We start from the raw sequence: 25634 nt of genomic DNA, 5'->3' as shown, positions 1-25634 counted from the left end.
ACTAGGTTAGGAGATAGGTACGCCATTCGACAATTTCAAGGGGGCAAACTAAGTAAGTGGATGCACATCCATTCCTTAGCTAAATAAGAGAGGTTTTTTATTCAAGCCAGATAAAACTAGCCATTCGACCAGTAATACCATCGCGACGATAGGAGTAAAAATATTGAGGGTCGCTGTAAGTACAAAGTTCAGATTTAAAGATTCGTGAAACGCCTTCTTTATTTAACCTTTGTGTTGCCAGTAAGTTCATGTCCGCAAACCACTTACCTTCTAGCTCTCCTGCAGAAAAAGCATCAACCGCTTGAGGTAGTACATCGCTAAACGCGGTTCGAACATCTTCACCTACTTCAAAGGCATTTTGCCCGATTGCGGGTCCCAGCCACGCCATCACATTGCCAGAGAAATGCGATAACGCTTCTTCTAGAATGCCATCTGCCAATCCGCGCCAACCAGCATGAACTGCAGCAACTTGTGTTCCTTGGGTGTCTGTTAATAGAACAGGTAAGCAATCGGCTGTCATGGCTGAGCATACGATACCAGATTGATTGGTGACTGCACCGTCGCTATCTAGGATGTTATCGGTGGGTTCCACTAAATTTACGATTCGAGTGGAATGGGTCTGATTCAACCAAACAGGAGCCGTTGGCATCGATGCCTTTGATATAAGCCGACTTCGATTTTCGTCGACCAAGCGCTCATCATCTCCCACATGAGTACCTAGGTTAAGCCCTCGGTAAGGTGAAGACGATGCACCGCCGATGCGGGTCGAGCTCACGGCTTTGACGTTTGAAGGGGCATCCCAGTTTGGATAAATCAGTTCCATGCTTTTAGTCTCTTACTACTATCAATTCTTACTAATAGTCGTCTAGAGGATTCTCTTTAGTATCTATGCGCAGTGCTTCCGCCATTGCGACCATGTCATCAGGAACGGGAGCATGGAATTCCAGCTCTTCACCTGTCACCGGGTGAGCGAATCGAAGCATCACTGCGTGCAGCGCCTGTCTGTCAAAAGCACGGATCATCTCCGTTAACTCTTCAGATGCACCTTTTGGAATTCGCGCACGACCGCCATATGGCGTGTCCCCGAGAAGTGGGTGCTGAAGATAAGACATGTGCACACGAATCTGGTGAGTACGACCTGTTTCAAGACGAAGTCGAATACGCGTATGTTCACGGAAATGTTCCGCAACGCGGTAATGGGTTACCGCCGGTTTACCCAATTCGTTCACTGCCATTAAGGTACGTTTTGTTGAGTGGCGACCAATTGGCTTTTCAATCATACCGCCAGCAGTCATGCGACCAATGGCAATTGCCTCGTACTCTCGCGTGATATTACGTTTTTGCAGTTCACGAACTAGACGAGTCTGGGCAGGAACCGTTTTCGCAACCACCATCAGACCCGTGGTGTCTTTATCAAGACGGTGCACAATACCAGCACGAGGCACTTCCGCGATGTCTGGGAAATGGTGCAGCAATGCATTTAAAACCGTGCCATCAGGCGTACCCGCCCCTGGGTGAACGACAAAGTCTCTCGGTTTATTGATGACTAAGATGTCGTCATCTTCATAAACGATATTCAGAGGAATGTCTTGCGCTTCCCAGCGCTCTTCATCTTCTAACTCTGCGTGGAGAATGATTTCCTCGCCGCCCATCACCTTCAAACGAGGTTTGGTGACAACTTCGCCATCCACTTGAATCTTTCCTTCTTTCAGCCATTCCTTAAGTCGAGAACGAGAAAAATCGGAGAAGAGTTCTGCAACCGCCTGGTCTAAACGCTGACCTAATTGGTTGTCTTTTACTGTACTTGTTAATTCAATCTGCTGAGCCATATCGAACTTTTTTAAAAACCGTGAGACTAATACCCACTAGTATGGATAAAATAATAGAATTGCGTCATTGTATCCGTTAACAGAAAAGAAAGTAACGGACACTAAGAAATATTTACTGTAAGGAACGAAGTGCGGACATGAAAAAGCATACATTGTCGGGCTTATTGGCTTTAGGGCTTCTGGTTGGATGCTCTAGCAGCAAAGAGGTTGTGCCTGATGTGCCACCAGCAGAATTGTACTCTGATGCGAAAGTATCGCTTCAAACAGGTAACTGGCGGACCGCAATAGACAAACTGGAAGCACTGGATTCACGCTACCCGTTTGGACCTTACTCAGAGCAAGTACAGCTAGATTTGATCTATGCGTACTATAAAAACAACGATCTGGCTTTAGGGCTGGCGACTATCGCTCGTTTTACCCGTTTAAATCCAACTCATGAAAAATCAGATTGGGTTTTGTACATGCGCGGTTTAACTCACATGGCGCAGGATCGGAACTTCATGCACGATATATTCAACGTAGATCGTTCTGACCGAGATCCTGAACCGGTAAAGTCGGCATTCACAGATTTCAAACGTTTATTGCAACGTTATCCGAACAGCCCATATGCAGAAGATGCGCAGCAGCGTATGTTTGCGCTTAAAAACCGTTTGGCAGAATACGATTTAGCAACAGCGGACTTTTATCTGCGTCGAGAAGCGTGGATCGCCGCCATCAACCGTTGTCAGGAATTGCAGAAGACCTTCCCCGATACAGAAGCTGCACGTAAATCTTTGCTTATTCAGTTAGAGGCGTACAAGATGCTGGGGCTGCAAGATGCGATTGACCGTACACAGCAACTCATCGAATTGAACCCTGTTTAGGGAAGCACAATTTTAGAAAGCAGCTTCGGCTGCTTTTTTTGTATTCACTGGAAATTAAGCACAAGATTATAAGGTGACATACATCACAAAAGAACTTAGAGTAAAGATTAATCAGGTAGGTTTTGAGAATCGTACTGAGCCCCTAAAAATAGAGTATTTTTAGCGTGCTGACTCTTACCAATCTACTCACTTTTCTCTGTTCAACAAGCATTTTTTTCAGAATTTAATCAGCCTTTTGCCTGAGATCACATTCGTATTCGAAGTTGAATTTCCTCAAACAGAAATTGATCTTAATCACATTCTTTTCGAGCCCAATAAGTAATCTGGAGTTAACCCATGAGGGACGAAACAGAGGAAAAACAAATATGAAAGTAAACATCACTGGTAAAAACATCGACATCACCTCTGCCATCCGTAATCACATTGAGGGTAAATTTAAAAAACTAGAGAAGTGGCAAGTTGAATTCATTGGTTGCCAGGCAACCATCAGCGAAGAGCCAAATAAGCAGAAGAAGATTGAAGCCGTTATTTCAGTACCAAAAGGTCAACTTATTGCTTCTGCAACGCACGAAGATCTGTACATCGCAGTCAATGAAGTAGAACAAAAACTAGAGAGACAACTGAATAAACTGCGCCATAAACCAGACGCAAGGCGTGCAAGCCATTCGAATAAGCCTGAATTGGAAGAGGCAGAATAAACCCAACTTAGATTCATGAAGAAGTGGCACCAATAGGTGCCACTTTTTTTACTTGACGATAGATAGCCGCTTTGCTTATTGTGTATAAACACTCACCAATGAAAAGTATTTATGCGTTCAACTAACCTGTTCTTTTTTGACTTCTTTTTTATCTCCTAGCATTGGGGGCAGAAGTCGTTTACTGAAAGAAAAGTCAAAAACGAACAGAAAGCCTCCCAAACGGGAGGCTTTTTTAATAAGGATAATAATCAAATGACAGACAGATTAGACGCTATCAGATTACGTCTTAACCAACTGGATGACCAACTTCTTAAGCTGCTTTCGGAAAGACGTGAACTCAGCATTGAAGTGGCAAAGAGCAAAGTCGAAACTTCAAAGCCCGTGCGAGACGCGAAACGTGAGCAACAACTGCTGGTCAAGCTTATCAATAACGGCAAAGACAAATATCAATTGGATGCACCCTACATCACCAAAATTTTTCACACCATTATTGAAGATTCGGTGCTCCTTCAGCAGGCATACTTGCAGAATCTACTTAACCCAAGTGAAAGCCGTAAGCCTTTAGCCCGCGTCGCATTCTTAGGGTCAAAAGGTTCATATTCACACCTCGCCAGTCATCAGTATTTCAGCCGTAAAAATACTGAGTTGATTGAGCTTAATTGCGAACACTTCAAAGAAGTGGCGTCCACGGTAGAGTCTGGTCACGCGGACTACGGTGTATTACCAATTGAAAACACCAGTTCGGGTTCCATCAATGAAGTCTACGACTTACTGCAACACACGACTCTTTATATCGTTGGTGAACTTACTCTGCCAATTGAGCACTGTCTTGTGGCGACTTCTGATGTTCGACTGGAAGACATTAAAACCCTGTATTCGCACCCGCAACCACATCAGCAATGCAGTGAATTTTTATCCAGAATGAAAGGCGTTGCACTTGAATCTTGTGTCAGTACTGCCGATGCCATGCAGAAAGTAAAAGAGTTGGATCGCAAAGACGTCGCAGCAATAGGCAACGCATCAAGTGGCAAGCTATATGGGCTACAGCCAATTCAGGGAAACATTGCAAATCAAACCGAAAACCACACTCGCTTTATCGTCGTTGCGCGTAAACCCGTGGAAGTTTCGACTCAAATTCCTGCGAAAACAACGTTGATTATGTCTACTTCTCAAAAAGCTGGCTCTCTGGTTGAAAGCTTATTGGTACTTCAACGCTACGGCATCAACATGACCAAGTTGGAATCTCGCCCAATCATGGGTAACCCGTGGGAAGAAATGTTTTATGTCGATTTAGAAGCGCACCTTGATTCCGATGAAATGGACAGCGCCATCACAGAGTTGATCAAGTTGACCACTCATCTGAAAGTGCTGGGTTGCTATCCAATTGAAAATGTCGAAGCCACTCAGGTTTCTCTGGGTTAATTGTAAAACTGAACCCATTTAACACCCTAAATTCTATGTAATTTCACTTTCGCTCACTCTTTTCATATAAGAGTGAGCTTACTTCCATTTGCACGCATATTCCGCGAATAACGCCCCCAAATTCTTAAAGTTAAGTCATTTCTCACACTACAAAGCCAGTAAATTAAGGTAAGTTGCTCCTAAAATTCAGCGTCCGCATTGCGTGAAAACCCAACCTTATTCAGCGCGCATTACCTCAGTTTGGGTAGGTCGTATTCATTGATGAAACGTAAAAATAAAGAATGAAGTTAAGCAAACGAACCTTACTCTTAATAATTCCCGTCGTTGTACTCAGTGCCGCAATATCAAGTTATATCATTTACCTCGGGCAGCACACGGCATTAATCAAGCTTGAGAAAAGCTCCATCCAGCTCAATATGGAGAAGCTTGCCAGCCATTATTCAAGAGCCGCCAACTTTCTCAATAGTTATACCTACACACTCAGCCACAGTGATGTACTTCGAAGCTTTTTCAACGACACCCACAACCCCTATCGAGAATTCGAACTCAGCCGAAGCCTGCACCAGACCCTTACCGACCTCACTGTACACAATGGGAATTTTGCTGCGTTAGGCATCTTGGATAATCAGTTTCGCACTACCTATTACGTTGAAAATCAGGTCGACCCCTATTCCTGGCTGGATAAAAAGATTGCCTCTTTTGTAAAGCAAGGCGTTCAAAATGGAATATGGTCTCAGACAGAGTACCTATTCAACAAGGAAGCGGGGGGAGTATTAGTAAAGTATGATATATACAACAGACAGACATTTTCCTCAGCAAAACAAGCCATTATCCCTGAAAACTTCTTTGTCGTTGTTGCCATGATAGAAACCACGGAATACGACAACTTAAGGCACGCACTGGAAAGAGAGCACCTGACTGTACTGACATACGCACCAGAACCCCCGACACACACTCGAGAGCTCACTCACAGCGTCCAGCTCTCTCCAACTCGATGGGCAACGCTAGACCCTTCCAGCTTCGTTGTAGAAAACAAACTCGGTGAAATCCTCTTCAAACTGCTTATCGCTTTTAGCATGTCCTCTTTCATCACCGTTTCTTTGCTCATCCTGCTTTTCTATCGCTACGTTATTTTCCCTATTACCCGATTAGCCAAGCAGCTCAGGGAAGTTGAAAATCGCCAGCGTGCAAACATTCAACGTCTGGACACTGACGACGAAATTGGTCATCTATCTCATAAGTTTTATGAGATGTATCAGAGCCTGGCAGACAACTATCAGAAGACCAAACAGCTGGCTGAGATGGATCAGCTTACCAAACTCGCTAACCGACGTTATTTCCAATCTCAGGTGGCGAAAGCCTTGGCACTTACGCAGGATACCGATGAAGAAGAAAAGCACTGTATCCTCTATATCGATCTCGATAACTTCAAGTTTGTGAACGACAAATACGGTCACAAGATCGGTGATGCACTGCTGGTGCAGTTTGCTAAGAACTTAAACCAGCTGGAAGAACGAATGGCCACCAAGCATCAGGTCAGAATTCTGTCCTCTCGGCTGTCGGGCGATGAGTTTGCCGTTTATATTTCAGGCTCGGAACTGGAAACCTCCATCATCCATCATTTCTGCCAGAGCATACTTCAGCCATTGCAGTCTGGTTTTATTTCTCCGGTTGGAACATTCCCCATTACTGTGAGTATTGGTGTTGCCACTTACCCTATGGACGGGGACAACATCGAACACCTGCTTTCTAATGCTGATACCGCTATGTACCAGGCTAAACGAGCAGGTAAGAATCAATACACCTTCTACTCCAAAGCACTTGATAAAGAAGTTCAGCGCATTAGCAGTATTGAGCGCGCATTGCGCCGAGCGGATTATCAAGACGAGTTTTCTTTGGTGTATATGCCGTATATGAATTCTAGTGGCACCAAAGTGGTGGGGGTCGAAGCCTTGTTGAGGTGGAACTCTCAAAAACTAGGAACAGTAGAGCCATCTGAATTCATACCCTTGGCAGAACAGACGGGCCTTTTTGAAACTATAGATCGCTGGGTTATTGAAAAAGCCTTTTCCAACTTCCATCAGATACAAAGCTTGTTTGAACAACCAGTTCAGCTTTCCGTTAACTTGTCTTCTGCCGAGCTGGACTCCTGCCAGCTTGCCACGTTCATTGAACAGAAAGCTCAGCAATACCAAATCCCTTATCATCAGGTTGATTTTGAAATCACTGAGACCTTTGCAGCAGAAAGTCAGGGCTACCCACTGCTTCATGAGCTTTCCTCTCAAGGATTTGAACTGGCAATCGACGACTTTGGCTCAGGCTACACGTCTTTTACCCAGTTAGTTCAGTATCCGGTTCAGAAAATTAAATTCGATCGCGGTTTCCTGCTGGCTATGCTGGAGTCCAATAAGCAGCATATAATCAAGCCTTTGATAGAACTTTGCCATTCGCAAAATATCTCTGTCACTGCGGAAGGTGTTGAAAGCCAGCAAATGCATACCTGGCTTCTTCAAAGCGGATGCGATTATATGCAGGGATACTATTTCGGTCAGCCGATGTCTCTTGACCAGTTAAAGGGATGGAAAGCAGACCTATATGCGTCTGGCTAGAAGCATGGAATAACTAAAAATGAAAAAAGTCGTCGTCGCCTCTTTGAACCCAGCAAAAATCAACGCTGTAAAAAGTGCGTTTGCGGAAGCGCTGCCAGAAGAACATTTCGAATTCGAAGGAATCTCTGTTCCCAGCGAAGTTGCCGATCAACCCATGTCGAATCAGGAGACCAAAACAGGCGCGCTGAACCGGGTCAAGAATGCAAGAGATGCTCAGCCTAACGCGCATTTTTACGTAGGGTTAGAAGCGGGTAACGAAGGTAATGACACCTTTGCCTGGATGGTGATTGAATCTGGAAATAAGCGTGGGGAGTCTCGTTCATCTAGCCTTCCGCTCCCCCCAAAAGTTGTGGAACAGGTGCATGCTGGAAAAGAACTCGGGGATGTCATGGATAGCACTTTCGGAACGGATAACATCAAACAAAAAGGCGGGGCGATCAGCTTGCTCACTGGTAATGTACTGACCCGAAGCTCGGTCTATCATCAGGCATTAATTCTGGCGCTGATCCCATTCATCAATCCTGAGCTTTTCCCTGACAATATATAGCTTTCTGTATATTGCTTCCCGTGAAAAACAAAAGGCAGCATCTGCTGCCTGATATATGTAACGTTTAGCTTTTCACTTCTTTCAGTAAGTTTTCTAACGACGCTTTTTCTTTGTCTGACTTGTTTTTCAGTTCGTTAGAACCGCGGGTGATGGTTGCGATACCGACCCCTAACATTTGGCTAATTTGCCGTTGAGACAGTTCACCTTTTAACAGCTCATTAAAGATATTCACTCGGGCTTGAATGGCTTCTCTTTCATCAGGAGTCATTAACATGGTCAACAACATGCCATGTTTATCTTCTTCCGTTGCTCTCGCAACCAAATCAATAACGTCCTGCCACTCCTGATACTCTGGCTCTGGTGACATAAATTTCTCTCAGTGACTTTTTCCTCACCATTTTATACTCAAGTGGCTAGAAGGTGCAGTAAAGAAGCACAAATTTTATTGCGCTTCAATGCTTCTTGCTGCCCTTAGTATCGCTCTTCCTTTTCATTCTTAGTGAGGAAATCGCCTTTCGTGCCACTTAAGAAACGGTAATACGATTCAAACATTAAGATATTCTGAACATACCCGCGGGTTTCTTTGAATGGGATTGCTTCAATAAAGGCAAAAACATCCAGTTTCTGTGCGCTGTTTTCTCTCCAGCGTTTTACGCGGTGAGGCCCTGCGTTATATGCAGCAAACGCGTAGATACGGTTGCCGTCGTATTGGTCGAGCAGGTAGCTCAAATACTGGCTGCCGATTTCGATATTCTTCTTCACATCATGAAGTTCTTTTGGCGTTTTGTAAGGAATACCAAACTTTCTGGCGGTGTATTTTGCTGTAGCAGGCATAATTTGCATGATGCCTCGTGCCCCAACAGGAGAACGAGCCTGTACATCCAGCGCACTTTCCTGGCGTGCCAGAGACATTAGGGTAATGGGCTCTATGTTGTACTTGTCGCCATAAAACTCAAACCACCAGCGGTGAGCGATCGGGAAGCGCAGATGAATTTCATCCCATACTTTTGCTGCAATAGAAGCTTTTACAGTTAAATGAGACCACTTCTGGTTGGAAGCGTAATGAGCCAGTGCTTTTTTCTCCTGTGCAGAGGAACGCTGCAACAACCACTGCCACTCACTTTTTGCAGCAGCAATTTTATCTAAAGCGATCAACTCATGTACTCTGTCCAACGTCGCCTGATGTTGAGTTACCAAAGCGGAGTCTGGCTCACTCTTGCTGATGTCGTATTTGATTGGTGTACCCAAGGTTTGAGCAGCCACCACACTGTAGAAATGGCGCTTACCAAGCAAGGATTCTAAACGTTGCTCACCCGAAGCAGTTTCGCCCAACTCAATCTCAGAGCGAGCCAGCCAATACTGCCAGCGTAATCCAGACTTTTTATCGTCTGGTAACTTAGCTATCCAATTTTTTACACCTTTCCAGTCTGCATGTTGCAACGCTAAGCGCACTCTTCTCTCAATCAGGGCAATATTGCTGGACTTGGCAATGGTTTTGTCGCGCCACGCGATGAGTTCTTCTGAATCGGTATTGATTAATCTGAACGCGGTGTAATCCGCAAGTTGTTGTCTCTGCTCAGACGTCAGTTTCTGCCCAGACACAACCAGATTGAGCTGCTTAACCGCTTCCTCGGCATTGGCTCTCGCCAGCTTTCGGTAGCCATGCCAGGCAAGCTTTTGATTTCTTGGAGTAACATAGGACTTCTTAGCGAAGCGTCCTATCTCTTGTGGAGCACGGTAAAGTTTGGCAATTTTCTCCGCTTCTGCTTTGGCTTTTTTGCTTTCAGGCAGCTTCTTCAAATAGGTCAGCATGCGCCCTTTTCGCGCTTCGTACGCCAGCACCATTCGGTCTAAAACTTTGTCGTCGGTTCTTAGCCCTGCTTTTTGCCAGGCTTCAAACAAATCATCACAAGCTGAAGAAACACTGCTACCGCTCAGCCATAGAGACTCAGCACCCTTTAAAGCCTGATTCTTATCGCCATGAATCAACTGAGAGTAGTAGTAATAACACTGATAGGTTTCACCACGCGGTTTGGTTGTCTGGTAGCGAAAAATGGTTTCCCAGTCTTTTTCTTTTGCCAGACCATCCAGGTAGGAAGCGCGAATGCGCTTTGAAAAAGGTAGAGTGTAATGCTGCTTTTGAAAATAACTGACTTCTTCAATGCTTCGTTTGCCAATATCGACTAGGAAAGCCCGATAGTCGGTATAGGGAGTGAGCACATAGTCAGCGATGTCTGGTCTTATCGATTGGTATTCTTCCACTTTTCTTGCATCAAGTAACGACTGAGCCTGAGCGTACTTCAGCCGCTTCTGTATCAACGTATCTGAGTTTTCTGCTACTACAGAAAAGGCAGAGAAAATGCCCAGATACGCTACACATATCCGTTTGGAAATGTTTCGCATGAATACCTGTCCTTTTGAATGCTTTGCCTGGGGATTAGGTTCTGACGACCTAGCTTATCCATGGCAATCTTAATACGACTTTATGAACAAAGTTTTATAGTGATACTTTATATTCAGGTCAGAGACAACCTGACTGTTCAGAATAATTTTAGGTTTGTTTTTCCCTTGTTGAGAACAAATTCGGCGTATTGTTATGAAAGCACCGAAAAACAAGGGTATACCACTAGACTTCTATCTAAACAGCCAGTTCCGGAAAAGTCCTATCTATTCTGTAAAATTTCTTTTCCCATCCCAAATGCCAGACACGCTTTGCCCCATTAACGCTGGTAAGCGCACAAATTGACAAACAAAGCATCGCCTTCGCAACCTAGCATCTTGAGGTTACTTGGGTATAAAATACAGCCCTAAATTTTTGAACGACAGGAAAGATCGGCAATGGCTGAATACGTATATACCATGTCGCGGGTGAGCAAGATTGTGCCACCTAAGCGTCAAATTCTTAAAGACATCTCTTTAAGCTTCTTCCCAGGAGCTAAAATCGGTGTTTTGGGTCTGAACGGTGCTGGTAAATCTACGCTTCTACGCATCATGGCTGGTATCGATACCGATATTGATGGTGAAGCACGCCCACAACCTGGTCTTAACGTAGGCTATCTTCCACAGGAACCTGTACTGGACGAATCGAAAACAGTACGCGAAGTGGTTGAAGAAGCCGTTGCTGACGTTGCTGACGCGCTAAAACGTCTGGATGCGGTTTACGCGGCATACGCGGAAGAAGGCGCAGACTTTGATGCACTGGCGAAAGAACAAGGCGAACTGGAAGCGTTGATCCAGGCGAAAGACGGTCACAACCTTGAAAACTCACTAGAGCGTGCCGCGAACGCGCTTCGTCTTCCTGAGTGGGATCAGAAAATCGAGCACCTGTCCGGTGGTGAGCGTCGCCGTGTGGCCATCTGTCGTCTGCTTCTTGAGAAGCCAGATATGCTGCTTCTCGACGAACCAACCAACCACCTGGATGCAGAATCTGTAGCTTGGCTGGAACGTTTCCTAGTCGATTACACAGGAACTGTTGTGGCAATTACCCACGACCGTTACTTCCTTGACAACGCAGCAGGCTGGATCTTAGAACTTGACCGTGGTGAAGGTATCCCATGGGAAGGTAACTACACCTCTTGGCTAGAGCAAAAAGATGCTCGCCTAAAGCAAGAAGCAGCTCAAGAAAAAGCGCGCCAGAAAACCATTGAGAAAGAGCTGGAGTGGGTTCGTCAAAACCCGAAAGGTCGTCAGGCGAAATCCAAAGCACGTATGGCTCGTTTTGAAGAACTGCAAAGCGGCGATCACCAGAAGCGTAACGAAACTAACGAGCTCTTCATTCCGCCAGGTGAGCGTCTGGGTGACAAGGTTATTGAAGTTAACAACCTTACAAAATCATTCGGCGATCGCGTTCTGATTGATGATCTGTCGTTCAGCGTTCCTAAGGGTGCCATCGTTGGTATCATCGGTGCGAACGGTGCAGGTAAATCTACCCTGTTTAAGATGTTGAGTGGTTCAGAGCAGCCGGATTCTGGTTCTATCGAACTGGGCGATACAGTCAGCCTTGCTTCTGTTGAGCAGTTCCGTGACAGCATGAACGACAGCAAAACCGTATTCCAGGAAATTTCTGAAGGTTCTGACATCATCAAGATCAACAACTTCGAAATTCCTGCGCGTGCTTACTGTTCTCGCTTTAACTTCAAAGGCGTTGACCAGCAAAAAATCATTGGCGAGCTGTCTGGTGGTGAGCGCAACCGTGTCCACCTTGCGAAACTGCTTAAAGCAGGCGGTAACGTATTGCTACTCGATGAACCGACCAACGACCTGGACGTAGAAACTCTTCGTGCATTGGAAGAAGCGCTACTTGAATTCCCAGGCTGTGCCATGGTTATCTCGCACGACCGTTGGTTCCTGGACCGTATCGCTACTCACATTCTTGATTACCGCGACGAAGGTCAGGTGAACTTCTACGAAGGCAACTATACTGAGTATACAGAGTGGTTGAAACAAACGCTTGGCGCTCAGGCTGCAGAGCCTCATCGAATCAAGTACAAACGTATCGCTAAGTAAAAAAGCGGCACGTTTTCAAGCAAAAGACCGCCCAGGCGGTCTTTTCTTATATGTACGAAATGAATCAAGAAGCACTGAACTGGATTTCTTAGGCGTCACAAATTTAACCGACTCTTTTCCTATTTGCTCCGCAGAAGGAGTACCATAGGGCAAAATTTAAGCATTTATCCGAAGAGAGCAAACTATGATTGAACGCCGTCGATTTTCTCGTGTTGTCTACCAAGCGCCTGCCAGACTCATACAAGGCGACTTGTCCCTAAACAGCGAAATCCGAGACCTGTCACTGCATGGACTTTTGCTTTCTAGCACGCCAGATACCCATCAGCTCAGTCAGAACACGATGTTAGACGTCGACATCGAGTTACCTGAAAGTGACATTGTGATATCATTAGAGGCTGAAATTGTGGAGCTGAACGACCAGTTCATGCGAGTAAGTATCCACCATATTGATATTGACAGCATCAGTCACCTGAAACGATTGGTTGAACTGAATGTTGGTGATGAAGCCCTTTTGCATAGAGAATTAGAGCAGCTATCTGATTTAGGTGCTTAACAAGCAATAAATGTCTCGAAAAATACAGATATCTATCCCGACTTCGTCTGGGGTACAGCATTTTTTTGTGGGAAGAAAAGCGACAGCCGGTATTCTTCTTTCACTGTTTGCCCTTCCAAGTTTCCTGGGCACATCCATCTACCAGTACCTTTCTGCAAAAGACCATGCAGAGAGTTCACTTGCGCGAGCGGAGCAAAGCTTCGTTCACGCGCAGACTCAGATTGATTACCTTGACCAGAAAAGCGATCAGTTTAAGGCGCTTTACGAAGCGCAGATAAGTGCCAACCACTCTTTAACTCAAGAGCTGGAAGAGAAGAAAGGCGAGATTCTGACATTGGGTAAACGTGTCAACGATGTTGAATCTGTCCTTGGTATTACACAGGAAACGTCTGTGGTTGATTATGCTGAGCTTTCACTGGAGCAACGGATTGACGCGGCTGCCATTGACTCGGCTGTACGCGCGACCATGTTCCGACTGCTTCCAAACGACAGCCCGGTGATCTATCAGCGTATTTCTTCAAGCTACGGTTACCGTAAGAACCCGATTACTGGAAAACGCCATCGTCATCTAGGTATCGACTTAACCTGTCAGCGCGGGGAGCAAGTGCTTGCCCCAGCGGACGGTGTGGTAGAACTGCGTCGACCAAGCAGAGAAGGCTACGGTAACTTGTTGAAACTTCGTCACGCTTTTGGCTTTATGACGTCTTATGCGCACTTGCAGAGTTTTAAAGTTCGCAGCGGTCAGTTCGTGAAAAAAGGCGATGTGGTTGCAACCTGTGGTAACTCTGGCAATTCGACCGGCCCTCACCTGCATTACGAAGTGCGTTTCTTGGGCAGAACATTAAATCCTAAGCACTTTATGGACTGGACCCCAGACAGCTTTGATACCTTGTTTGAGAAAGAACGAAGCATCAAATGGGCATCACTGGTGGATGTGATGAGTAACGTCGTCAAATTGCAGGTTCTGTTAACGCAGAACCCAAGTAAAGAACCTGACTCCGTGGATACCGTTAAAAACGCAACAGAAAAGGAAGTGGTCAATTAAACCCGACTGCATTGAAAAACAAAACGGCTCCAGAAGGAGCCGTTTTTCATTTTGTCTGTTGCTTAACCGCGGTGAATGGCGTCATTGGCTTGCTTAAGCAGCTTCTGACTTTCTTCCATAAATTGCTGGGAATAATCCCCAAACCAGTCACCAACCTTTTCAAAGCTCTCAACAAAGGCTGTTTTGTCGGCTTTTTCCAACATTTCCAAAGCACTGCCAAAACTTTGATGGAAGCGTTTGATCATCTCAATATTGTCTTCTGAGGATAAAATGATGTCTGCGTACAGGTTAGGGTCCTGAGCAAACAAACGCCCGACCATCGCCAGCTCCAGCCGGTAAATAGGGGAACTGAGTTGAAGCAAATTATCGATATTTGGGTTTTCGCCACTTAGGTGCAAACCATAAGCAAACGAAGTAAAGTGGCGCAGAGCCTGGATCAGGGTCATACCATGATCGTGTTCTTGGGCTTCACACTTACACAGGCTCGCGCCCCAAATCTCAATTTGTTTCAACAGCCAGTGGTAAGAGTCTTCACCGCGACCATCGCAGAACACCACTACTTGCTTCGCCAGGCTTGGTACATCCGGACCAAACATAGGATGAAGACCAACTACCGGACCTTGATGAGTATCCATCATGGCTGCCAGAGGCTTGGCTTTAATCGAGGTCAAATCACAAAGAATGCAGTTTTCAGGAAGATTACCCAGCTTTGCGATGACACTTTCTGTCAGATGAATCGGCACCGTCACAACAACCAGTCCCGCTCCATCCAGTATTTCATCGGCACGTTCCCAATCCTGACTCCCCAACACTTTTACGTTGTAGCCTGATAACCGGAACATGCGACCAAACAAACCACCAAGCTGACCATGACCGCCGACAATCACAACCGAACCCAGATCTGGGTTAAGGCACTTGAATCCTGAATCTTTTTCGCTGGTATATGATTCGCGCATGGTGCGACGCAAGATGTCCTCGATCAGTTGAGGTGGTACGCCTTGCTTTTCCGCTTCTTCGCGTCTTGAAGCCAGCATTGCGGCTTCACGCTCGGGGACATAAATGGGTAGCCCGTGCTCACTCTTTACTTCCCCGACTTTTTCTACCAGTGCTAGCCTTTGGGCTAGCAGATCGACCATTTGTTTATCCACCTGGTCGATTTGATCTCTCAATTCATTCAGTTCAACTGCCATTCAGCTTTTACCTTATTGGTCTTTTATTCTGTCTTCTAAAAATGGCACCAGCTCTTGGTGTGCATGTGTTAATAGTGCCTCAGTTGTGTCCCAATTGATACACGCATCGGTGATAGAAACCCCGTACGCCATCTGATCTACAGGAATATCTGACGCCTGATTGCCTTCATTGATGTGGCTCTCAATCATCAGACCGATGATCGACTTGTTTCCTTCACGGATTTGATGAATTACATCTTCTGCAACCAAAGGCTGACGGCTGAAGTCCTTACGGGAATTAGCGTGGCTGCAATCGACCATCAGTGCGGCGTCCAGCCCTGACTTCGCCATTTCTTCTTCACATTCAGCAACAGAGACTGAGTCGTAGTTAGTCTGCTTACCACCACGCAAAATGACATGACCATGAGGGTTACCTTGCGTGGTCAGTAGTGCAACCTGACCTTCGCGGTTTATCCCCATAAAGCGGTGACCAGAGGAAGCCGCCTGCATCGCATTAATGGCGGTTGCCAGGCTGCCATCCGTACCGTTTTTAAAGCCAACTGGCATAGACAGACCACTCGCCATTTCACGGTGAGTCTGAGATTCAGTGGTACGCGCACCAATCGCAGCCCAACTGAACGTATCCGCTAAGTATTGCGGGCTGATAGGGTCCAGTGCTTCGGTTGCCAGTGGAATTTCCATTTCAGCCAAATCGACCAGAAGCTGACGAGCTACGTGCAGACCGTGCTCAATATCAAACGTCCCATTCAAATGCGGGTCGTTGATCAAACCTTTCCAGCCAACCGTCGTTCTTGGCTTTTCAAAGTAAACTCTCATCACGATGTATAGCTGATCATTCAATTTCTCAGACAGGGCTTTCAGGCGTTTGGCGTATTCTTTAGCTGCATCAATGTCGTGAATGGAACATGGTCCACATACCACTAGCAAGCGATGATCTTTTTTATCCAGAATGTTCGCAATTTCCTGACGAGACTGTTGAATGAATCGTCGTGCATTTTCGCTGAGTGGGATTTTCTCTTTCAGTGCGTTTGGTGTGATAAGAACCTGTTCGTCGCTGATGTGTATATTACTTAATTCGCTTTTTTGCATTTCCATTACCTGTAAACTTAAAATTACACCCACTTCAATCAGCGAGCTATACATCCAATAACGAACAAAATAACAGCTAAAAAAAGTATTTCAAGCGTAAACTTAAAAAAACATTTGCTGTAAATATAAATTTACACACCATGTAAACACGGTTCTTTTCCTACTTCGCAAGAATATCGATTAAAATAGCGGAAAACCCTCCTTCAGGAATGGCTATGGATTTAATTTTGTCTTTGCTTCAGCAAATGTGCGTGTACCTTGTCTTAGCCTATATGCTGAGCAAAACACCCATCTTTTTGCCTTTGCTTAATATTTCTTCCAGCTTAAGCCACAAACTCAGCTGTTACGTCCTTTTTTCGTTGTTCTGCATTATGGGCACTTATTTCGGTCTTCAGATCAACGATGCCATCGCCAACACCCGTGCCATTGGAGCCGTTATGGGCGGGCTGTTTGGCGGACCTGTTGTCGGGTTTGCAGTTGGATTAACTGGGGGTCTGCACCGGTATTCGCTCGGTGGATTCACCGATCTTGCCTGCGCGATTTCGACCACTGCCGAGGGGCTTATTGGCGGATTACTCCACAGCTACTATGTTCGACGGGGCAAAACCAGCCAGCTGTTTAATCCTATCGTGGTGTTCTCTGTGACCTTATTTGCCGAAATCGTTCAGATGGCGATCATTCTGGCAGTCGCGAAACCTTTCGATCAGGCTTACCAGTTAGTGAGCGCCATTGCAGCACCAATGATCATCGCAAACTCAGTGGGTGCCATGCTGTTCATGAGTATCCTTCAAGACAGAAAAACCATCTTTGAGAAGTACTCAGCCGCCTTTTCCCGAAGAGCTCTAACAATTGCCGAACGATCGGTGGGTATTCTTAGTTCAGGGTTCAATGCAGACAACGCAAACAAAATTGCCCGCATTGTGTATGAAGAGACGAATGTGGGCGCAGTTTCGATAACCGATAAAGACAAAATTCTGGCTTTTGTCGGGATTGGAGACGACCACCATAAACCGAACACCCCTATTTCATCCAAAAGCACCATTGATGCAATTCAAAATAATAAAATCATTTACTTAGATGGCACCACACGCCCCTACCAATGCTCAATTTCCAACGACTGCAAATTGGGTTCAGCATTGATTATTCCGCTAAAAGCGGGAGAAGATGTGATAGGTACCATCAAGCTATATGAACCAAAGAGAAAGCTGTTTTCAACCATAAACATGTCGATGGCAGAAGGCATAGCTCAACTGCTTTCCAGTCAGGTCTTGTATGGGGATTACCAAGAACAGCAGACCCTGCTGACACAAGCTGAAATCAAGTTATTGCACGCTCAGGTAAACCCTCACTTTCTGTTCAATGCGCTGAATACCATCAGTGCCATCACCCGAAGAGACCCTGACAAAGCAAGAGAGCTCATCCAGCATCTTTCTCGCTTTTTCCGTAGCAACTTAAAACAGAACATTGAGACCGTCAGGCTAAAAGAAGAACTCGATCATGTGAATGCCTACCTGACGATCGAAAAAGCACGGTTCAGCGACCGGCTCGAAGTCGAATGGGCAATAGACGATGCCTTACTCGAAAGAATCATCCCAAGTTTTACCCTACAGCCTCTTGTCGAAAATGCTATCAAACATGGTATTTCTCAGCTATTGGAAAATGGTAAAGTCCGGATATACAGCCAGTTTGCCGACAACCACTACTCCATTGTAGTGGAGGATAATGCGGGGTTGTATACCACTCCAGAGCATGGACACTCTGGTCTGGGGCTAGACATCGTCAACAAAAGACTGACCAATCAGTTGGGTAAGTCATCCGCATTGAAGATTGACTGTCTGCCACACGAATACACTCGAATGAGTTTTACACTACCGAATACAGAGACACACGAATGCTGACCGCGATTGTCATAGATGACGAATTATTCGCCAGAGAAGAGCTAACGGAACTGCTCCTGGAAACACAAAAAATCGAAATTATCGATCAGGCGTCCAATGCGATTGAAGGATTGAAAAAGATCCACAGCCTGAAACCCGATGTGGTCTTCCTCGATATCCATATGCCACAGGTCAGCGGCATCGAGCTGCTCTCAATGCTCGACCCAGATACTATGCCTAATGTTGTATTTGTCACTGCTTACGACCAGTACGCAATTCAGGCGTTTGAAGAGAATGCTTTTGATTATTTGCTCAAGCCAGTCGAACAGAAACGGCTTGAGAAGTGTGTTGCCAGACTGGTAAAAACGGCTGAACTCAAACAGCCCGTAGATTACTCTCCAATGATCAAAGATAAGCTGGAGCAGGTGCCTTGTGTTGGGCACAATCGGATTGTCATTTTTCCTATCGCAGAGGTGGAATTTGCTTTCACCGACATATCGGGGGTTCAGGTAAAAACCGCTGAGCAGACCGCCACCAGCCAGTTAACCTTGAAAATTCTGGAGCAGAAAACACCGCTGCTTCGCTGCCATCGTCAGTATCTGGTCAACACTCAGGCGATTCGAGAAATTAAACTGTTAGAGCATGGACTTGCTGAAATAATCACTCACAGCGGGAAACCCGTTCCGGTGAGCAGACGATACCTAAAAAGTCTTAAAGAAACGTTAGGGATCCAATAGAAAACTGCCGTGGAATAATGATACACGGCAGTAGTATATGGGGAGTAGTTAGCTTTCTAACATCCGTTTCATGGCTTCAGATGCTTGCTTCCACTCGTGACTCAATCGCAAATCTGCTAACGAAAAACTCTGCTTTTTCAGCAAATGGAGAGCATTAGGGACTTCCGAAATCGGCAGATTATCCAATGCGCTCACGGTGTAGTCCCGATTATTGCACATCAGTAGCATGTCGCATCCCGCATCAAGAGACTGCTTTGCACGTTCAGCAGGCGTTCCCATTACTCCTGCACCTTCCATACTTAAATCATCAGAAAAGACGATTCCCTGAAAACCAAGCTGCTCCCTTAACACCTTTTTAAGCCAGTAAGCGCTTCCGCTGGCTGGCTCGGGATCGTATTCAGGGAAAATAACATGGGCAGGCATCATGGCATCAATCACACCTGCATCGATATGCGCTTTGAATATCGCCATATCCTGTTCAAAAATGGAGTCGCGCTCATCAATCGCCGTCTCATGGTGCGTATCAGTAATAACGCCGCCATGCCCCGGGAAATGTTTGCCTGTGGTCGCCATTCCTACCGCTTTCATACCTTTCATATAAGCCTGGCTGTGACTCAGTATGGTTTCTTTATCTTCACCAAACGCTCGGTTACCAATAGCTTTGCAATCGTGCCCTTTGTCTAGAACAGGAGCGAAGCTCAAATCGACATCATGAGCAATCAGCTCGGCTGCCATGAGCCAGCCAGCCTGCTCCGCCAGTTCAAGACCTTGGTTATGTTTGGCAAAATCCTGCGCGGGAGGAATAAGGCTAAAACCCTCTTTGAACCTCTGAACTCGTCCCCCTTCCTGATCGACACCAATCAGTATGGGGCGCTTGGCAGCTTTGCGGATACTGGCATTCAACGCGAGAAGCTGTTCATTGTCGTGATAGTTTCGCGCAAATAAGATGACTCCACCCACTGTCGGATGCTGCAAAATCTCTTTGTCTTCTGCATCTAACTCATAGCCTGCAACATCTATCCAGAGTGGTCCCATAAGTATGCCTCTTGTTATCCCGAGTTAAGGTTAATATATTGATATTCAAACGATCGCTTTATTATTACAGATATTGAATCGTGGAGTCAGTCAATTTCACGTTAGGGAGAGCTACGTGGCAAATCAAAACGAATACTACATTGGCGTCATGTCGGGAACGAGTCTGGATGGCGTTGACGTTGCGCTGGTAGAAATCTCAGAAAGTGACATCACGCTTATTGATAGCTACGTACATCCAATGCCACCAGAGGTAAAACAGCGAGTCCTCTCGGTATGCGAAGGGCAAACCACCAGCGTGAAAGCGATTGGGGAACTCGACCACGATTTGGGTAAGCTGTTTGCTAAAAGTGTGAATACGTTTATCGAGGCTAAAGAACTCTCCTCAGAAAGCATCCGAGCGGTTGGTTGCCACGGTCAAACCTTGTTTCATCAGCCAGATACCACTCCCCGATTCACCATGCAGCTTGGTGACGCAAACCTCATCGCAGTAGAGACCGGGATTGATACCGTGGCTGATTTCCGTCGAAAAGACATGGCATTAGGTGGTCAAGGTGCTCCGCTGGTTCCTGCTTTTCATCGCTGGCTGTTTGGCAGTGGCGACTCTACAACGGTTATCCTGAATATTGGCGGCATTGCAAATATCTCTGTATTGCACCCAACTCACCCCACAGTTGGCTACGACACAGGCCCCGGGAATATGTTGATGGACGCCTGGTGCTTCAAACATACGCATTCACCATACGATAAAGACGGTCAACTTGCCCGTTCCGGAAAGGTGGTACCAGTCCTTCTCAACCAGTTTTTAAATGAAGCCTATTTTGAGTTACCTTCCCCCAAAAGCACGGGACGCGAGCTATTCAATGTAAACTGGTTGGCACAGTTTGAGTCCGTAAATAACCACACCATTGAAGACATTCAGGCAACGTTACTTGAGTTAACCGCAGTCAGTATCGCCCAGGAGGTAGAAAAACACATATCAGGTTCCGCTCCTACCTTACTGGTATGCGGTGGTGGTGCAATGAACCCCGCCCTAATGGAGCGACTGGGTACATTACTTCCTGATTGGACAGTAGCGGACACCAAAGATCGCGGTATCGACAGTGAGTTCATGGAAGCCATGGCTTTTGCTTGGCTGGCTCATAGACGTATTCATGGATTGCCAAGCAACCTTCCTGAAGTCACAGGAGCAAGCAAGCCCGCTTCTTTGGGTGTAATATATCCTTCAAACTAAAGCTCATAAGGCAACATCATGGCTAACGACGCATTACTTTCTGCTTTGGCGCATTTGGTCTCTGAAGGTCGAAACCCAGAAACCATGGACATCGATTTACTCTCCTCTCTGGATATCGTCAAAAAGCTTAATCATCAGGATAAACAGGTCCCTGCTGCGATTGAAAAGGAACTGCCTCAGATTGCTACAGCAGTAGACCGAATTGCTGAAGCTTTTCAAAAGAGTGGAAGGCTGATTTACATTGGTGCGGGGACCAGTGGTCGGTTAGGTGTTCTGGATGCGTCTGAATGCCCGCCTACCTTTGGGGTTTCTGATCAGATGGTGATTGGTTTGATAGCTGGCGGAAAAGACGCGATGTTCAAAGCCAAAGAAGGGGCAGAAGACAGCCAAGCTTTTGGTCAGCAAGACCTGGAAAAAATCTCGCTCAGTTCAAATGATGTGGTTGTCGGAATCGCTGCAAGCGGAAGAACGCCTTATGTGATTGGAGGTCTGGAATACGCCAATCACATTGGAGCTTACAGCATTGCACTGTCCTGCAACCCAGAGTCCCCGATCGCACAATGTGCCAAACTGGCAATCAGCCCTGTTGTGGGTCCCGAAGCACTGACAGGCTCTACCCGCCTGAAGTCTGGCACCGCTCAAAAGCTAGTACTCAATATGCTGACGACTGCCAGCATGATCCGAATAGGTAAGAGCTATCAAAACCTGATGGTGGATGTGAAAGCCAGTAATGAAAAATTGATTGCAAGAGCCGTACGTATTGTCGTTCAGGCAACGGAATGCAGTAAAGAAGACGCGAAAACCATGTTAATTGAGACTCAGTATGATGTGAAACTGGCTATTCTGATGATATTAACGGGAATGGATTTAAGCAGCGCAAAAGCACAACTATCAAAACAGCAGGGATTCTTGAGAAAAGCCGTTCAGGATCTGGTTTAGGTTTTATTTGGGGAAGGCTATTCGCCATTCCCCGATCTTTGATTCCAGCCTCTTTGCCACTCCATTCGGAATTTCTGCGCATCTGGCATTCCCTCGCACACACCTTCATAAAAGCTGCCAGACAAGCCAATTTGATACGCAAATGCCGGGTTACAATACTCCTGAACACCAACCAGGTAACCCTGATCGTAATCGGCGTGATTGACCTGCCCATATTCCGCTAGATCCTGAAAAGAACGTTGGGTCTGCCCTTTCACACCATCGCGGTAACCGATCGAATACCAATCACTGTCACCCGATAAGAATTCGCTGCCGGAACAGCCGACCAGCAAGAGTCCCATCACTAAAGCCACTAATCGTTGTTTCATCGCCATACCTGATCGTTATATTGAATTATCAGTGTACGATGAAACGCCTGATTTTGCCTGATTTATTCCAGTACGAGTCGATTGGATTTTGCAATATGAGCCGGACGCATTGAGATATCGGAAGAAGCTTGAATTAAAGTCACATTGTCGCCACTCAATTCCGCCAGATACGTAGGTAACTCAATGCGTTGTTCGATTACCGAAACGGAGTCGCCAAAAGGCGTCGGTAGATGAACTTCACCTAGAGCCCGACGAACGGCACCTGGCTCTGTCGATTTAGCAAGGTTGACCGCATACCCAAAGGCCAGAACAGACAGGTAGGATGAAACAAAGCCGCCTGATACGTAAACTTTAGACAGATCGCGATATACCCGTTGAGTAAATAACGGGTTAACAGGCTCGAAGAAGCAACTCGCATTGAGTACGCGAATCTTGTCCAGTTTGCCCAGTGCCACGGATTCGCTGCGGCTCATGTGTGAGCAGAGTACTGTGAGTGAGCGTCCATCCCAGTCTCTGTTCAGCTCAGTCAAAAAGGCGTAACTCGCCTCCCCCATCAAGTGATTCACAACGAAGTCGGGTCGGTGAGTCAACAATGAACGAATGGTGTAGTGGAAAGTACGGCAACCTTCACGGTAGTAGTTGTCAAAGGTAAGAGTCCCACCGCCAGTTTTGACATACGAGGTCGTCATCTCACTGAGTTCCCACCCAAGCTGGTCATTCGGGCTTACGATGGCACACTTTGTCCCTTCTTCCTGAAAGGCGTATTCGAGAAGTGGCAACAAGTAACTGTCTGGGGATGCGCCAAATTCAACCAGTGAATCGAAGTGTTGCTGTTTGCCAGATAAAGCGGAAGACCAGAGCAGAGCTGAATCGCCTTCCATCGATTCCAACACACGTAATCGGGAATCGATAGTCGTGGTTCCGAAAAGGTGTTCAATGCCCTGCTTTTGTAGCTGACGAGCATGATTAATGTAGGTATTTTTCTGACCAAACGGATCTTTGTGTACGGCTCCGAGCTTGAAGTCGAAATGTGGATTTGCATTAACCTGAGCAATGCCGAACTGAGTACCGATTAATGTCTGGTAACTGACTTTTCTATACTGGCTTTGGCTGGAATAAAGCACGCCTACGGGAATGGTATTCATCATTCTCCCCCTACACAAATATCCATCTCATCAAGCCATGACGTTTTGTAGTTGGGCTAAATCTCGTGCTTTCGCATTCAATTTATTAATTAGCTCATTTTCTTTTTATTTATGCTCATATCTAGCCGAGCCGTAGAGAAAACTCAAGGCTGGTTACAATTGCTTCACCTCGTAAATTCTCAATATAGAGACAGATTTTATAGCAACATATTTCTTATTTTCATGAGGTTATGACAAAGCCACTTTCTCTTCACAAGCCATATTCTCAGCTCTGCGACTTATCTGTTTTTGTATTTTTGTTCAAACCACTTATTTCTGATAACTGCCACTTAACTTGCTATTCCACCACTCACGACCAAGCAGAATGAAGTGGACATGAGGGAAGCGTACTATCCAGTCTGAAAGGTTAAAACAAGACACGGGGCGTGAAATATGTTGTGGTTTCTCATGTGTGTCGCTGCACTGATTGGCGGCTACTTTATTTATGGGACGTTTGTAGAGAAGGTATTCGGAATTAAAGAAAACCGACAGACACCCGCTTACTCAAAACAAGACGGCGTGGACTATGTTCCTATGTCGAACAAAAAAGTGTATCTGGTTCAGCTACTGAACATTGCTGGCGTGGGACCTATTTTTGGTCCAATCATGGGGGCATTGTATGGTCCTGCGGCCATGTTGTGGATCGTGCTGGGTTGTATCTTCGCAGGTGCCGTGCACGACTACTTCTCTGGCATGCTTTCTGTACGCAACGGCGGAGCATCAGTACCAAGCATCACAGGTCGCTACCTGGGTAATGGCGCAAAACACTTTATGAATATATTTGCCATTATTCTTCTGCTGCTTGTTGGTGTGGTGTTTGTTTCCGCTCCCGCTGGCATGATTACGAACCTCATCAATGACCAGACGGACTTCTCCGTTACTATGACTAGCATGGTAGTGATCATTTTTGCTTACTACATCATCGCAACCGTTGTTCCTGTCGACAAAATCATTGGTCGCTTCTACCCAGTATTTGGAGCACTGCTTATCTTTATGTCGGTTGGTCTGATTTCTGCCATTGCTCTATCTGATGAGCATACGGTTATGGGTGGTTTTGAAGTCACGGACATGTTCACTAACATGAATCCTAATGACTTGCCTCTGTGGCCAGCACTGTTTATCACCATCGCATGTGGTGCTATCTCTGGCTTCCACGCTACGCAGTCTCCTCTGATGGCCCGCTGCATGCAAAACGAAAAGAACGGTCGCTTCATCTTCTTCGGTGCGATGATCGGTGAAGGTGTCATTGCACTTATCTGGTGTGCACTGGCTCTGTCTTTCTTCGGCTCGGTGGATTCCTTATCTGAAGCCATTGCAAATGGTGGTCCGGGTAACGTTGTGTACAGCGCTTCGTTTGGTCTGCTTGGTGTATTTGGTGGTGTTCTGGCATTCCTGGGCGTGGTGATTCTTCCAATCACTTCTGGTGATACTGCGTTCCGCTCTAGCCGCCTGATTCTGGCTGAATACTTCAACATGGAGCAGAAGACACTGCGCAACCGCTTATTGATGGCTGTTCCACTGTTTGTTCTTGGCGGTATTCTGACTCAGGTTGATTTCGGTGTTATCTGGCGCTACTTCGGATTTGCAAACCAGTCGACAGCAACCATGATGCTATGGACAGCTTCTGCATACCTGCTACGTCACAACAAACTGCATTGGATTACCACTGTCCCTGCTATCTTTATGACAACGGTATGTGTGAGCTTTATCATGAGTAATAGCCAGCTTGGTTTTGGTTTGCCGATGAACGTCTCTACGGTGGGTGGCATTGTGACAGCACTGCTGATTACCGCATACGTTATTAAGACATCAAAAGGGAAAGGAGAAACGGAACTGGCAGACGAAGAAACACCTTCTTCAACAGCCAAGACCGCTTAACAAACTTATCCTAACATGAATTTTAAAAGGGCTC

22 protein-coding genes and 1 other annotated feature are annotated in these 25634 nt (G+C 46.1%); of the genes, 13 read left to right on the top strand and 9 right to left on the bottom strand.

Going from position 1 to position 25634, the window contains the following annotated elements; genetic code table 11:
• Positions 1 to 97 precede the first annotated feature (97 nt).
• Together pgeF and rluD are read right to left on the bottom strand one after the other, a co-directional pair.
• Positions 98 to 823, bottom strand: a complete 726-nt coding sequence (gene pgeF / locus INR79_RS03350; RefSeq protein WP_223096000.1) for a peptidoglycan editing factor PgeF — start codon at positions 821 to 823, stop codon at positions 98 to 100.
• Between the two features lie 31 nt (positions 824 to 854).
• The gene (gene rluD / locus INR79_RS03345; protein WP_223095999.1) at positions 855 to 1829 is read right to left on the bottom strand and encodes a 23S rRNA pseudouridine(1911/1915/1917) synthase RluD; all 975 of its coding nucleotides are present in this window, start codon (positions 1827 to 1829) and stop codon (positions 855 to 857) included.
• A 137-nt stretch (positions 1830 to 1966) separates the two neighbouring features.
• Here rluD and INR79_RS03340 point away from each other — a divergent pair, with 137 nt between their 5' ends.
• The 5 genes from INR79_RS03340 to yjjX all read left to right on the top strand — a co-directional run bounded on the left by INR79_RS03340 (position 1967) and on the right by yjjX (position 7968).
• Positions 1967 to 2692: an outer membrane protein assembly factor BamD gene (locus INR79_RS03340; protein WP_004397955.1), complete on the top strand. Its 726-nt coding sequence runs from the start codon at positions 1967 to 1969 to the stop codon at positions 2690 to 2692.
• A gap of 365 nt (positions 2693 to 3057) precedes the next feature.
• The gene (hpf, locus tag INR79_RS03335; RefSeq protein ID WP_004397954.1) at positions 3058 to 3390 is read left to right on the top strand and encodes a ribosome hibernation-promoting factor, HPF/YfiA family; all 333 of its coding nucleotides are present in this window, start codon (positions 3058 to 3060) and stop codon (positions 3388 to 3390) included.
• Between the two features lie 113 nt (positions 3391 to 3503).
• Positions 3504 to 3627 (top strand) — a sequence feature (Phe leader region).
• A gap of 15 nt (positions 3628 to 3642) precedes the next feature.
• Positions 3643 to 4812 (top strand): prephenate dehydratase, encoded by a 1170-nt coding sequence (gene pheA, locus INR79_RS03330; protein WP_022610289.1) that lies wholly within the window; start codon positions 3643 to 3645, stop codon positions 4810 to 4812.
• Between the two features lie 281 nt (positions 4813 to 5093).
• Positions 5094 to 7421 carry a putative bifunctional diguanylate cyclase/phosphodiesterase gene (locus INR79_RS03325; RefSeq protein WP_022594800.1) on the top strand — a complete coding sequence of 776 codons (2328 nt, stop codon included), beginning with the start codon at positions 5094 to 5096 and terminating at the stop codon, positions 7419 to 7421.
• Between the two features lie 19 nt (positions 7422 to 7440).
• Positions 7441 to 7968 carry an inosine/xanthosine triphosphatase gene (gene yjjX, locus INR79_RS03320; protein ID WP_022549722.1) on the top strand — a complete coding sequence of 176 codons (528 nt, stop codon included), beginning with the start codon at positions 7441 to 7443 and terminating at the stop codon, positions 7966 to 7968.
• 64 nt (positions 7969 to 8032) lie between these two features.
• Here the strand turns inward: yjjX and trpR are convergent, their stop codons facing one another.
• Positions 8033 to 8335, bottom strand: coding sequence for a trp operon repressor (gene trpR, locus INR79_RS03315; RefSeq protein ID WP_004397943.1), 303 nt, complete (start codon positions 8333 to 8335; stop codon positions 8033 to 8035).
• Between the two features lie 104 nt (positions 8336 to 8439).
• Entirely contained in the window at positions 8440 to 10371 is a 1932-nt protein-coding gene (sltY, locus tag INR79_RS03310) for a murein transglycosylase (RefSeq protein WP_223095998.1), read from the bottom strand.
• A gap of 435 nt (positions 10372 to 10806) precedes the next feature.
• Between sltY and ettA the strand changes: the two genes are divergently transcribed.
• The 3 genes from ettA to INR79_RS03295 all read left to right on the top strand — a co-directional run bounded on the left by ettA (position 10807) and on the right by INR79_RS03295 (position 14072).
• On the top strand, positions 10807 to 12474 hold the full coding sequence (gene ettA / locus INR79_RS03305; RefSeq protein WP_022549720.1) for an energy-dependent translational throttle protein EttA: 1668 nt from the start codon (positions 10807 to 10809) through the stop codon (positions 12472 to 12474).
• A 184-nt stretch (positions 12475 to 12658) separates the two neighbouring features.
• A complete protein-coding gene (locus INR79_RS03300; RefSeq protein WP_004397938.1) occupies positions 12659 to 13027 on the top strand; it encodes a PilZ domain-containing protein in 369 nt (122 codons plus the stop codon).
• A 10-nt stretch (positions 13028 to 13037) separates the two neighbouring features.
• The gene (locus tag INR79_RS03295; protein WP_223095997.1) at positions 13038 to 14072 is read left to right on the top strand and encodes a M23 family metallopeptidase; all 1035 of its coding nucleotides are present in this window, start codon (positions 13038 to 13040) and stop codon (positions 14070 to 14072) included.
• Positions 14073 to 14134: 62 nt separating this feature from the next.
• Here INR79_RS03295 and tyrA read toward each other — a convergent pair whose 3' ends face one another.
• Together tyrA and INR79_RS03285 are read right to left on the bottom strand one after the other, a co-directional pair.
• Positions 14135 to 15262, bottom strand: a complete 1128-nt coding sequence (tyrA, locus tag INR79_RS03290) for a bifunctional chorismate mutase/prephenate dehydrogenase (RefSeq protein WP_223095996.1) — start codon at positions 15260 to 15262, stop codon at positions 14135 to 14137.
• Positions 15263 to 15274: 12 nt separating this feature from the next.
• The gene (locus INR79_RS03285) at positions 15275 to 16351 is read right to left on the bottom strand and encodes a 3-deoxy-7-phosphoheptulonate synthase (protein ID WP_004397935.1); all 1077 of its coding nucleotides are present in this window, start codon (positions 16349 to 16351) and stop codon (positions 15275 to 15277) included.
• Positions 16352 to 16566: 215 nt separating this feature from the next.
• On the opposite strand from INR79_RS03285, the gene INR79_RS03280 reads away from it, so the two are divergent.
• Complete coding sequence (locus INR79_RS03280) at positions 16567 to 18249, top strand: sensor histidine kinase (protein ID WP_223095995.1); 1683 nt, start codon at positions 16567 to 16569, stop codon at positions 18247 to 18249.
• Positions 18243 to 18965, top strand: coding sequence for a two-component system response regulator BtsR (gene btsR / locus INR79_RS03275; RefSeq protein ID WP_022600131.1), 723 nt, complete (start codon positions 18243 to 18245; stop codon positions 18963 to 18965). Before INR79_RS03280 ends, btsR begins: the two co-directional genes overlap by 7 nt.
• 48 nt (positions 18966 to 19013) lie before the next feature.
• Here btsR and nagZ read toward each other — a convergent pair whose 3' ends face one another.
• A complete protein-coding gene (gene nagZ / locus INR79_RS03270; RefSeq protein ID WP_223095994.1) occupies positions 19014 to 20000 on the bottom strand; it encodes a beta-N-acetylhexosaminidase in 987 nt (328 codons plus the stop codon).
• 115 nt (positions 20001 to 20115) lie between these two features.
• On the opposite strand from nagZ, the gene INR79_RS03265 reads away from it, so the two are divergent.
• Together INR79_RS03265 and murQ are read left to right on the top strand one after the other, a co-directional pair.
• Positions 20116 to 21231, top strand: a complete 1116-nt coding sequence (locus INR79_RS03265) for an anhydro-N-acetylmuramic acid kinase (protein ID WP_223095993.1) — start codon at positions 20116 to 20118, stop codon at positions 21229 to 21231.
• Between the two features lie 18 nt (positions 21232 to 21249).
• Positions 21250 to 22170, top strand: a complete 921-nt coding sequence (gene murQ / locus INR79_RS03260; RefSeq protein ID WP_223095992.1) for an N-acetylmuramic acid 6-phosphate etherase — start codon at positions 21250 to 21252, stop codon at positions 22168 to 22170.
• Between the two features lie 17 nt (positions 22171 to 22187).
• Here the strand turns inward: murQ and INR79_RS03255 are convergent, their stop codons facing one another.
• Both INR79_RS03255 and INR79_RS03250 read right to left on the bottom strand, forming a co-directional pair.
• A complete protein-coding gene (locus INR79_RS03255; protein ID WP_004397928.1) occupies positions 22188 to 22538 on the bottom strand; it encodes a DUF2799 domain-containing protein in 351 nt (116 codons plus the stop codon).
• A gap of 62 nt (positions 22539 to 22600) precedes the next feature.
• Positions 22601 to 23686 (bottom strand): transporter substrate-binding protein, encoded by a 1086-nt coding sequence (locus INR79_RS03250; RefSeq protein ID WP_223095991.1) that lies wholly within the window; start codon positions 23684 to 23686, stop codon positions 22601 to 22603.
• Positions 23687 to 24115: 429 nt separating this feature from the next.
• Here INR79_RS03250 and INR79_RS03245 point away from each other — a divergent pair, with 429 nt between their 5' ends.
• Positions 24116 to 25600, top strand: a complete 1485-nt coding sequence (locus tag INR79_RS03245; protein ID WP_004397926.1) for a carbon starvation protein A — start codon at positions 24116 to 24118, stop codon at positions 25598 to 25600.
• The last annotated feature ends 34 nt before the right edge of the window (positions 25601 to 25634 follow it).

It is taken from the genome of Vibrio sp. SCSIO 43132 (assembly GCF_019904195.1).
Taxonomy (GTDB): Bacteria; Pseudomonadota; Gammaproteobacteria; order Enterobacterales; family Vibrionaceae; genus Vibrio; species Vibrio nigripulchritudo.
This window is presented reverse-complemented; position numbering and strand designations above follow the sequence as displayed.